Annotated in this window: 9 protein-coding genes; 1 reads left to right on the forward strand and 8 read right to left on the reverse strand. The window is 67.2% G+C overall.

Annotation, left to right across the window (positions count from 1 at the left end; all coding sequences use genetic code 11):
* Positions 1–79: 79 nt before the first annotated feature.
* Positions 80–472 (forward strand): hypothetical protein, encoded by a 393-nt coding sequence (locus tag Q0W90_RS20080; protein WP_297776172.1) that lies wholly within the window; start codon positions 80–82, stop codon positions 470–472.
* 27 nt (positions 473–499) lie between these two features.
* On the opposite strand, the gene nuoN is transcribed toward Q0W90_RS20080, so the two are convergent.
* The 8 genes from nuoN to Q0W90_RS20120 form a co-directional block, all read right to left on the reverse strand.
* Positions 500–2,080, reverse strand: a complete 1,581-nt coding sequence (nuoN, locus tag Q0W90_RS20085; protein WP_297776163.1) for an NADH-quinone oxidoreductase subunit NuoN — start codon at positions 2,078–2,080, stop codon at positions 500–502.
* Positions 2,077–3,714, reverse strand: a complete 1,638-nt coding sequence (locus Q0W90_RS20090; RefSeq protein ID WP_297776166.1) for an NADH-quinone oxidoreductase subunit M — start codon at positions 3,712–3,714, stop codon at positions 2,077–2,079. Before Q0W90_RS20090 ends, nuoN begins: the two co-directional genes overlap by 4 nt.
* Positions 3,715–3,725: 11 nt before the next feature.
* Complete coding sequence (gene nuoL / locus Q0W90_RS20095; RefSeq protein WP_297598268.1) at positions 3,726–5,612, reverse strand: NADH-quinone oxidoreductase subunit L; 1,887 nt, start codon at positions 5,610–5,612, stop codon at positions 3,726–3,728.
* 10 nt (positions 5,613–5,622) lie between these two features.
* The gene (gene nuoK, locus Q0W90_RS20100; RefSeq protein ID WP_008259456.1) at positions 5,623–5,922 is read right to left on the reverse strand and encodes an NADH-quinone oxidoreductase subunit NuoK; all 300 of its coding nucleotides are present in this window, start codon (positions 5,920–5,922) and stop codon (positions 5,623–5,625) included.
* Complete coding sequence (locus Q0W90_RS20105) at positions 5,919–6,707, reverse strand: NADH-quinone oxidoreductase subunit J (protein ID WP_297776175.1); 789 nt, start codon at positions 6,705–6,707, stop codon at positions 5,919–5,921. Before Q0W90_RS20105 ends, nuoK begins: the two co-directional genes overlap by 4 nt.
* A 38-nt stretch (positions 6,708–6,745) precedes the next feature.
* Complete coding sequence (gene nuoI, locus Q0W90_RS20110) at positions 6,746–7,291, reverse strand: NADH-quinone oxidoreductase subunit NuoI (protein WP_297598281.1); 546 nt, start codon at positions 7,289–7,291, stop codon at positions 6,746–6,748.
* A complete protein-coding gene (gene nuoH, locus Q0W90_RS20115) occupies positions 7,284–8,555 on the reverse strand; it encodes an NADH-quinone oxidoreductase subunit NuoH (protein ID WP_297598322.1) in 1,272 nt (423 codons plus the stop codon). The genes nuoI and nuoH overlap by 8 nt, the downstream gene beginning before the upstream one ends.
* A gap of 8 nt (positions 8,556–8,563) precedes the next feature.
* Positions 8,564–10,151 (reverse strand): molybdopterin-dependent oxidoreductase (locus tag Q0W90_RS20120; protein WP_297776170.1); only part of this gene is annotated, 1,588 nt, incomplete at its 5' end.

The following is a 10,151-nucleotide window of genomic DNA, read 5'->3' on the forward strand; positions in this document are numbered from 1 at the left end:
AGGCTTCGTGGATAAGGGTGGCACGGGCGCGCTGGCGCGGGTCGGGGCACCCGCGTTCGCGATCGCGTTCGGTCTGCTCATGGTGGGGTCGGCCGCCCACGGCTCGCGCGGATTCGCAGTCGCGGCGTGGGTGGCGGCGCTGATCGCGGTGGGGGCCGGTACGGTATTCCGCCCCGCCGCAACGGTTGCCGCGCTGTTGGCGCTCGCGGCGCTCGTGCTGTCCGACCCGCCGCTCGTGTTCGTCGCCCTGTCCGGACTGTGCGCGGCCGCCTACCTGGTGTGCTGTCATGCGGTCGGCGCGGCCGCCCCGGTGGTGCTGGGTAGCTGGCCGACAGCCGTTGCGGCCGTGGGGTTTACATTCGCCGGGCTGGTGGCGACGTCGTTTCCGTTGCAGTTGCCCTGGGTGCCGTTGGCCGCCCCGCTGGGAGCGCTGGCGATCTACCTGTTGGCTGTCCGGCCGTTCGTCGGCTGACCGCAGGCCCGGCCGCGTGGCGCTCGATCAGTGCAGCAGCTGTGCGGCCTGATCGGCCAGGTCGAGCACGGGCTGCGGGAATATGCCCAACGCCACGGTGACCGCGGCGCAGACCGCGATCGCGGCTTTGCTCAGGATGCCCGGCGCCACCACGTGCGGGGTGTCCTCGGTTGCTTCGGTGAAGAACATCGACACGATGACCCGCACGTAGAAGTAGGCGGCGACGCCGCTGGCGACCACGCCGACGATCACCAGAGGCACGGCGCCCCCCTGGGCGGCGGCCCCGAACACGGCGAGCTTGCTGACGAATCCACTGGTCAACGGGATACCGGCGAAAGCCAGCAGGAACATCGAAAACATCACGCCCACAATGGGTGAGCGCTGACCGAGCCCCGCCCAATGCGACAGCGAGGCGTCCTCGACACCGTCGTTGTCGCGGATCAGGCCCACGATGGCGAACGCGCCCACGGTGCTGAAGCTGTAGGCGAGCAGATAGAACAACGTGGAGGAGAGCCCGGTGTGGTTGTCGGCGATCACCCCGGTGAGGATGAACCCGACGTGGGAGACCGACGAGTAGGCGAGCATCCGTTTGACGTCGGTCTGGTTCACCGCGGTGATGGTCCCCACCACCATGGTCAGGATGGAGATGGTCCACAGCATCGGGCGCCACTGATCGTGCAGCGGCGGCAGCGCGACGTAGACCACCCGAAGCAGCGCACCGAAAGCCGCGACCTTGGTGGCCGACGCCATGAACCCGGTGATGGGGGTGGGGGCACCCTGGTACACGTCGGGAATCCACGAGTGGAACGGAACGGCGCCGACCTTGAACAGCAGCCCGACCGACAGCAGTGCGACACCGACCAGCGCCAGCGAGCTGTCGCCGCGTGCGGTCAGCGCATCCCGGATGCCGGTCAGCAGCAATGTGCCGGTCGCGCCGTACAGCAGCGCCACGCCATACAGGAAGAACGCCGACGAAAACGCGCCCAGCAGAAAGTACTTCATGGCCGCTTCCTGCGACAGCAGGCGGCGATGACGGGCCAGGCCGCACATCAAATACAGCGGCAGGGACAGCACTTCCAGCGCGACGAACATGGTCAGCAGGTCGTTGGAAGCCGGAAAGACCATCATGCCGCCGACCGACAGCATCGTCAGCGGGAAGAGCTCCGTCTGGGCGGCGCCGGCCCGCTCGGCGTCCCGCTCGGCGTCGCTGTCGGGCACCGCTGACGCCTGCGGGGTGAACGAGTCCAGGCCGCCCGGGCCGGCGCCGGTGGAAACCTTGCTTTCCGTTTTGATTTGGCTGCGCTCGGCCATGAAGATGACCGCCATCACCGCGACCAGCAGCACGGTGCCCTGCAGATACAGCGTCGGCCGGTCGATGGCCATGGCACCCAGCACCGCGGCCCGTCCGGAGCTGGCGATCGAGCGGCTCACGGCGATGACGGCGACGAACGCCGCGATCAAACCGCCGAGCGCAAGCGTCACCTGGCCGCCGTAGCGAGCACGCCGGGGCAGGAATGCTTCAGCGAGGACACCCACCACGGCGATACCGAACACGATGAGGGTCGGGGACAACAGGAAGTACTGGATGCTGGGAGTGGGGAGGGTCATCGCGATCCTTCGGCGGTCCGGGCTGCCTCGGCTGGCCTGGGATTTCCTGCCGGCACAGTCGGTTTGGGGTCGTGCTGGCCGATGGTGGTCATGGTGTTCTCGACGGCGGGATTGATGATGTCGAGCACGGGCTTGGGGTAGATCCCCAGCACGAGCAGCAACGCGATCAACGGTGCGACGACGATCAATTCGCGCGCCTTGAGGTCGCCGATCTTCTCGTTGCCGCTAACGACCGGCCCGGTCATCACGCGCTGATAGAGCCACAACATGTACACCGACGACAGCACCAGCGCGGTGACGCCGAAGGCGGCGGCCAGCCAGTACCGGTTGTAAGTTCCCAGCAGGACCAGGAATTCGCTGATGAACGGCGCCAGACCGGGCAGTGACAGGGTGGCCATGGCCGAGACCAGGAAGGTGCCCGCCAGGACGGGCGCCACCTTCTGCACGCCGCCGTAGTCGGCGATCGCCCGGCTGCCGTGCCGCGATATCAGGAACCCCGCGATCAGGAACACCGCGGCGGTGGACAGGCCGTGGTTGAGCATGTACAGCGTCGACCCGCTCTGACCCTGGCTGGTCATCACGAAGATGCCCAGGATGATGAACCCGAAGTGCGAGATCGAGGTATAGGCGATCAGGCGCATGATGTCGGTCTGGCCGATGGCGACGATCGCCCCGTAGACCACCCCGATCACCGCCAGCACGACGATCAGCGGACGGAAATACGTTGAGGCGTCCGGGAACAGCTGCAGGCAGTAGCGCAACATGCCGAAGGTGCCGACCTTGTCCATCACCGCCATCATCAGCACCGCGGTCGCCGGGGTGGCCTCGACCGCGGCGTCGGGCAGCCAGCGGTGGAACGGCCACAACGGCGCCTTGATCGCGAACGCGAACATGAAGCCCAGGAACAGCGCCTTGAACACCGCGGGGTCTGCCCCGTAACGGCCGGAGGCGACGCCGGCCACGATCTCGCGGAAGTCGAACGTACCCGACCCGTGCTCCGAGGTCACCACGTACAGCCCGATCACCGCGGCCAGCATGATCAGCCCGCCGAACAGGTTGTACAGCAAGAACTTCACGGCTGCGCGCGACCTGCCCAGCCCGCCGCCGAAGCCGCCGATCAGGAAGTACATCGGAACGAGCATGGCTTCGAAGAACACGTAGAACAGCAGCACGTCCAGCGCGATCACCGAGATCAGCACCATCGACTCGATGGCCAGCGTCAGGGCGACATAGGCGTGCACCCTTCGTGACGACTGCAAGCGCGGCGAAGCCGGGTGCAGCGGGTCGTCACCATCGCCTTGGGTGCGCTCGCCACCATCGTTCCAGCCGGCCACCTGCAGCACCGGGATCAGCACCGCGGTCAGCAGCACCAGCACCACCGCGATGCCGTCCACGCCCAGGGTGTACCCGGCGCCGAAAGCCGGGATCCACTCGTGCTTTTCGACGAATTGGTAAGCGTCGCCCCCGGTCTTGAACCCGAGAGTGACGACGATCGCCACCGCCAGGGTCAGGACGCCGAAGGCCAGGCCGGTCCACTTGGCGAACCGTCGCAGCCCGGGCGGCAGCAGGATGACCAGCACCGAGCCGGCCAGCGGGACCAGCCACAGCACGCTGAGCCACGGAACCGAATTCATGAAACCCGAGCTCACCACAGCTTCACCGCCAGGATCAGCGCGACCACCAGTACCGCGCCCGTCAGCATCGACAATGCGTAGCTGCGGGCGAAGCCGGTTTGCAGCCCCCGCAGGCGATCTGAGCCCGCGCTCACCAGCGCCGCCAGCGCGTTGACCGAGCCGTCGACGCCCGCGTTGTCGACGTCGACAAGCGCGTGGGTCAGTTGCGCACCGGGGCGCATGAACACCTCCTCGTTGAAGGCATCGCCGTAGAAGTCCTTGCGTACGGCAGTCGTCAGCGCCGAGACCGCCAGCGGAGCCTCCCTGGGGATGGGCGCGGTGGCGTAGAGCCGGTAGGCCACCGCGATGCCGATGGCGACGACACCCAGCGCCAGCGCGGTGCTGACCCAGGCAGGGAACGCGTGCGTCACTTCCTCGTGTTTCCCGACGACCGGTTCCAGCCAGCGCTGCAGGGTGCCGCCGACCGCCAGCAGCCCGCCGGAGAACACCGAGCCGAAAGCCAGCAGGATCATGGGCCACGTCATCAGGCCGGGCGCCTCGTGCGGGTGGGCGTCTGGAGCCCAGCGCTTCTTACCGAAGAAGGTCATCAGCATCACGCGGGTCATGTAGAACGCGGTGACGCCCGCGCCCAGCAGCGCCGCCCCGCCCAGCACGTAACCGCGAACACCGCCGACGCCCAGCGCCGCCTCGATGATGGCGTCCTTGGAGAAGTAACCCGCGAACGGCGGCACACCGATGATCGCCAGGTATCCCAGACCGAACGTGGCGAACGTGATCGGCAGCGCCGCGCGCAGCCCGCCGTAACGGCGCATGTCCTGCTCTTCGTCCATGGCGTGGATCACCGCGCCGGATCCAAGGAACAGCCCGGCCTTGAAGAAGCCATGGGTGAGCAGGTGCATGATCGCGAAGGCATAGCCGGCCGGGCCCAGGCCTGCGGCCAGCACCATGTAGCCGATCTGGCTCATCGTCGATGCCGCCAGCGCCCGCTTGATGTCGTCCTTGGCGCAGCCGATGAAGGCTCCGAGCAGCAACGTGACCGCACCCACGATCACCACTGCCAGTTGTGCGTCGGGCGACAAGTTGTACAGCGGATTGGACCGCACGATCAGATACACCCCGGCGGTCACCATGGTGGCGGCGTGGATCAACGCGGACACCGGGGTGGGGCCCTCCATGGCGTCGCCCAGCCAGGCCTGCAGCGGCACCTGGGCGGACTTGGCGCAGGCGCCCAGCAGCAACAGCAGCCCCATGGCGGTCAGCGCGCCGCGGTTGGCCGCCGGCGCACCGGCGAACACCCCGGCATACGATAGCGTGCCGAAGGTGCTGAACATCACGAACATCGCCATGGCCAGCCCGGCGTCGCCGACCCGGTTCATCACGAAAGCCTTCTTGGCGGCCGTTGCCGCGGTCGGCTTGTGGTACCAGAACCCGATCAGCAGGTAGGACGCCAGGCCCACGCCTTCCCAGCCGAGGTAGAGCACCACGAAGTTGTCGGCGACCACGAGCAGCATCATCGCGGCGAGGAACAGGTTGAGATAGCCGAAAAACCTTCGGCGGCCGGGGTCTTCGGCCATGTAGGCGACCGAATAGATGTGGATCAGCGACCCGACCCCGGAGATCAGCAGCGCGAAACACACCGACAGCTGGTCGATCTGCAGTCCGAAGTCTACCTGGAGCCCTCCGACGGGAATCCAGCTGAACACCCTCTGGTGGATGACGCGGTCGTCGGCGGCGCGGCCGAGCAATTCGCCCAGCAGGCCCAAGGCCACGCCGAATGCGGCGAGGGCGGTGGCGCAGCCCAGCCAATGCCCCCACCGGTCGGTGCGCCGCCCGCCGAACAGCAGGATTGCGGCACCCGCCGACGGCAGCGCCACCAGCAGCGGAGTGTATTGAATCATGTTGGCGTCTTCAGCCTTTGAGTAGATTCGCGTCATCGACGGATGCCGATTTGCGGGCGCGGAAAATGGTCATGATGATGGCCAGGCCGATGACCACTTCGCAGGCGGCGACCACCATCGTGAAGAACGCGATCATCTGGCCGTCCAGGTGGCCGTGCATCCGCGCGAACGTGACGAAGGCGAGGTTGACCGCGTTGAGCATCAGCTCGACGCACATGAACATCACGATGGCGTTGCGGCGCAACAACACACCGGCGGCACCGATGGTGAACAGCAGCGCCGAAAGGTACAGGTAATTAGCCGGATTCACGACACACCGCCTTGGGACAAACTCGGGCTTTCCTCGGGGGACGGAATCCTCTTGCCGTCGGCGCCGCGGCTCCGCAGCATCGGCGACACCGAGAGCGTCGAATACGTGCCGTCCGGAAGCAGCGCGGCCACGTCGACGGCATTGTGACGGGCGTAGACACCGGGGCTGGGCAGCGGGGTGGGGTGCCCGCCAGGCTGGAATCGTTCCTGGGAGAGCTCGCGCTGCGTCTTGCGGCGCTCGAAACGTTCGCGGTGCGCCAGCACCATGGCACCGACCGCCGCGGTGATCAGCAGTGCACTGGTGAGCTCGAATGCCCAGAGGTAGCGGGAAAAGATCAGCGCCGCCAGCCCTTCCACGTTGCCCGCGGCGTTCGCGGTGGTCAGCCCGGCGAAACCGCCGGTGGCCACGTTGCCGATGGCGGCGATGAGCAGAATGCCGAACCCGGCACCGGCGGCCACCGCGGCGATGCGCTGACCTCGCAGCGTCTCGCGCAGCGATTCCGCATAGTCCACGCCGATGAGCATCAGCACGAACAGGAACAGCATCATCACCGCGCCGGTGTAGACCACGACCTGAACGACGCCCAGGAACAACGCGTCCTGGATCATGTAGAACACCGCCAGGATGATCATGGTCATCGCCAGGAACATCGCCGAGTACACGGCGTTGACCGCCACGACCACCCCGAGCGCACCGATCACGGCCAGCGCGCCCAGCACCCAGAACGTCACCGCTTCGCCCGTCGAGGTTCGAACGATGGTGTCGTGGGCAAAACTGGAGGCCACATCGGAGGCCGAAGCGACGGCGTGGCCTGCGAAACCGATCACCGGGAATCCCCGGCGCGCTCGGTTTCCCGCAACCCCTGTGCGGTCACATTGCCCTGGTAGTAGTCCTTGTCGGTGGCGCCGGGGGCCCTGGGGTGCGGCGGCGCGAGCATGTCCTGCAGCAGCGGGGCCAGCAGCTGGTCCTTCTCGTAGATCAGGTCGGCGCGGTTGTCGTCGGCCATCTCGTAGTCGTTGGTCATCGTCAGCGCCCGGGTCGGGCAGGCCTCGATGCACAGGCCGCAGCCGATGCAGCGCAGATAGTTGATCTGATACACCCGGCCATAGCGTTCCCCGGGTGAATACCTGAGTTCCTCGGTGTTGTCGGCACCCTCGACGTAGATCGCGTCGGCCGGGCACGCCCAGGCGCACAGTTCGCACCCGATGCATTTCTCCAGGCCATCCTCGTAACGGTTCAGCTGATGACGGCCGTGATAGCGCGGCATGATCGGGCCCGGCTTTTCCGGATACCCCTCGGTGACGCGCTTTTTGAACATCGATCCGAACGTCACGCCGAATCCGGCCACGGCGTCCAAGAATTTAGCCACGTGCTTCCTCCTTGCTCGCTGCCTCCAGAGACTTCAGGGTTTTCGCCGGCAGTGGCGGTGTCGGGAATACCGGTGTGGAGCCCGATATGGCCGGAAGTTTTTTGGCCTCGCGCCGCAGCTGTCGCTCCAGCGCGCGAATGCCTGGCGCGCTGAACGGTTTTCGCAGCGACAGCAGCAGCACCGTCGCGAACACGATGCTGCAGACCACCAATACCGGGGTCCAGTGCGCATACCCCTGGTTGCGCAGCGTGCGGATCACCGCCGCGATCAGCACCCAGACCAGCGACGCCGGAATCAGCAGCTTCCAGCCCAGCCCCATGAACTGGTCGTAGCGCAGCCGGGGCAACGAGGCCCGCAGCCAGAAGTACATGAACAAGAAGGTCCACATCTTGGCGGTGAACCAGAGCACCGGCCACCAACCGGTGTTGGCGCCCGCCCACATGTTCAGCGGCCACGGGGCATGCCAGCCACCGAAGAACAAGACCGTGGCGAGCGAGGACACCGTCATCATGTTGACGTACTCGGCGAGCATGAACATCGCGAACTTCAGCGACGAATACTCGGTGTGGAATCCCGCGACCAGCTCACCCTCGGCCTCGGGCAAATCGAATGGCGCCCGGTTGGTTTCGCCGACCATCGAGATCAGATAGATCACCAATGACGGCAGCAGCAGGAACGCGTACCAGACCCGGTCCTGCGCGGCGATGATCTGTGACGTGGACATGGAGCCGGCGTAGAGGAACACCGCCGCGAACGACAACCCCATCGCCACCTCGTACGAGATGACCTGGGCGGTGGAACGCACGCCGCCCAGCAGCGGGTAGGTGGACCCGGAGGCCCAGCCGCCCAGGACGATTCCGTACACCCCGATGGCCGACAGCCCCAGAATGAACAGCACGGCGACGGGGAGGTCGGTCAGCTGCAGCGGCGTGCGGTGGCCGAACACCGACACCACGGGGCCGAACGGGATGAACGCGAAGGCGGTGAACGCCGGGATCGTGGAGATGACCGGCGCCGCGAAGTAGACGAACTTGTCGACGCCGCCCGGGGTGATGGTTTCCTTGAGCGCCAACTTGATTCCGTCGGCCAGGCTCTGCAGGACACCCCACGGCCCCGCCCGGTTGGGGCCGGGCCGCCGCTGCATCCAGCCGAGAATCTTGCGTTCGAGGAGGATCGCGACCAGCACGTTCAGCATGAGGAACACGAAGACGGCCAGCGCCTTGCCGAGCACCAGCCACCAGGGGTCGTGCCCGAATGCGGTCAAGCCGCTCGTCATGCGCTCACTCCGATCGCGACGACGCTGCCGAGGGTAACGCCGAGTCGACGGTGCACCGCCGAGGCGGATGAGTTCAGCGGGAGCCACACCACCCTGTCGGGCATGTCGGTGACGGCCAGCGGCAGGCTGATTGATCCGCGTGACGTGCTGACCGTGATCGCCTCGCCGTCGGCGGCACCGATTTCGGCGGCGGTATCGGCGGACAGGCGCGCCACGGCTTTGCGCGCGGTCCCCGCCAGATGTGGCTCACCATCTTGCATTCGGCCGTTGTCCAGCAACATCCGCCAGCCGGCCAGCACCGCTTGTCCTTTTTCGGGCCCGTTGCCGGCGTTGGGCGGCTCCGGGGCCGCGACGTCCGGGTTCGCGGCGCGCTTGCCATCCCAGTGCCGTAGTGCGGCCACTTCTTCGCGGGCTGTGTCGGCGGTGGACATCCCCAGATAAACGCCCATCTCGTCGGCCAGCGCGTCGAGCACCTGGTGGTCCGATAGGCCGGCTTGCTGGGCACTGCCGTGCAACGCGGCCTCGAACGGCCGAAAGCGGCCTTCCCAGTTGACGAAAGTACCGGCCTTCTGTGTCGTCGACACGACCGGGAACACCACGTCGGCCCGTTCGGTGACGGCGCTGTGCCGCATCTCCAGGCTGACCACGAAGCCGGCGCCGTCCAGGGCCGCCAGCACCACTTGCGGGTCGGCGAAGTCGTCGGGCTCCACACCGCCCACCAGCAGTGCGCCCAGCGTCCCGTCGATGGCGGAGGCCAGGATGCCATCGGCGTCACGCCCACTGCCAGAAGGCAACTCGGATACGTTCCACGCCTTCGCAACCTGAGCCCGGGCGGTCTCGTCGTCCACCGGTCGGCCGCCGGGCAGCAACGTGGGCAGCGCACCGGCCTCCAGCGCACCCCGCTCGCCGGCCCGCCGCGGCACCCAGGCCAGCCGAGCGCCGGTGGTATCGGCAAGCCGGGCCGCCGCGGACAACCCTCCCGGGACCGTGGCCATGCGCTCGCCGACCATGATGACCGCGCCCGGGGTGGACAGCAGATCACCCACCTCGCCGGTCGCCAACCCATCCAGCGCCGACGCTTCGGCGCCGGGAACGGTCTTGATCAGCCGGCCGGACATCTTGTCCAGCGACCGGCTGGCGAAAGGCGCGACCGCGTAGACCGGCACCCCGTGCTTGCGGGCCGCCTTACGCAGCCGCAGGAACACGATGGGCGACTCATCCTCCGGCTCGAACCCGACCAGCACGACCACCGGAGCCGATTCCAGATCGGCGTAGCTGACGGTAATCGGTCTGCCGGCGATACGGGCCGCCAAAAAGTCGGCCTCCTCGGCCGAACTCGGGCGGGCCCGGAAGTCGATGTCGTTGCTGCCCAAGACGATTCGTGCAAACTTGGAATAGGCGTAGGCGTCCTCCAAGGTCGCCCGGCCGCCGACGAGCGCCCCTGCGCGCCCGCGCGCGGCTTCGAGCCCCCGCGTCGCGACGGCGATCGCGTGTGGCCACGAGGCCGGTTGCAGCGAGCCGTCGGCATCGCGGACCAGCGGATTGGTGAGCACGTCGGGCTGGGTGGCGTAATTGAACGCCCAG

Origin of the sequence: Mycobacterium sp. (genome assembly GCF_025933915.1) — a bacterium.
Lineage (GTDB): Bacteria > Actinomycetota > Actinomycetes > Mycobacteriales > Mycobacteriaceae > Mycobacterium.

What these genes read in the sequence shown, in the direction of transcription:
- Q0W90_RS20080 (WP_297776172.1), top strand. Translation starts at nt 80, where the DNA reads ATGGTGGGGTCGGCCGCCCACGGCTCGCGCGGATTCGCAGTCGCGGCG.
- nuoN (WP_297776163.1), bottom strand. Translation starts at nt 2,080, where the DNA reads ATGACCCTCCCCACTCCCAGCATCCAGTACTTCCTGTTGTCCCCGACC.
- Q0W90_RS20090 (WP_297776166.1), bottom strand. Translation starts at nt 3,714, where the DNA reads ATGAATTCGGTTCCGTGGCTCAGCGTGCTGTGGCTGGTCCCGCTGGCC.
- nuoL (WP_297598268.1), bottom strand. Translation starts at nt 5,612, where the DNA reads ATGATTCAATACACTCCGCTGCTGGTGGCGCTGCCGTCGGCGGGTGCC.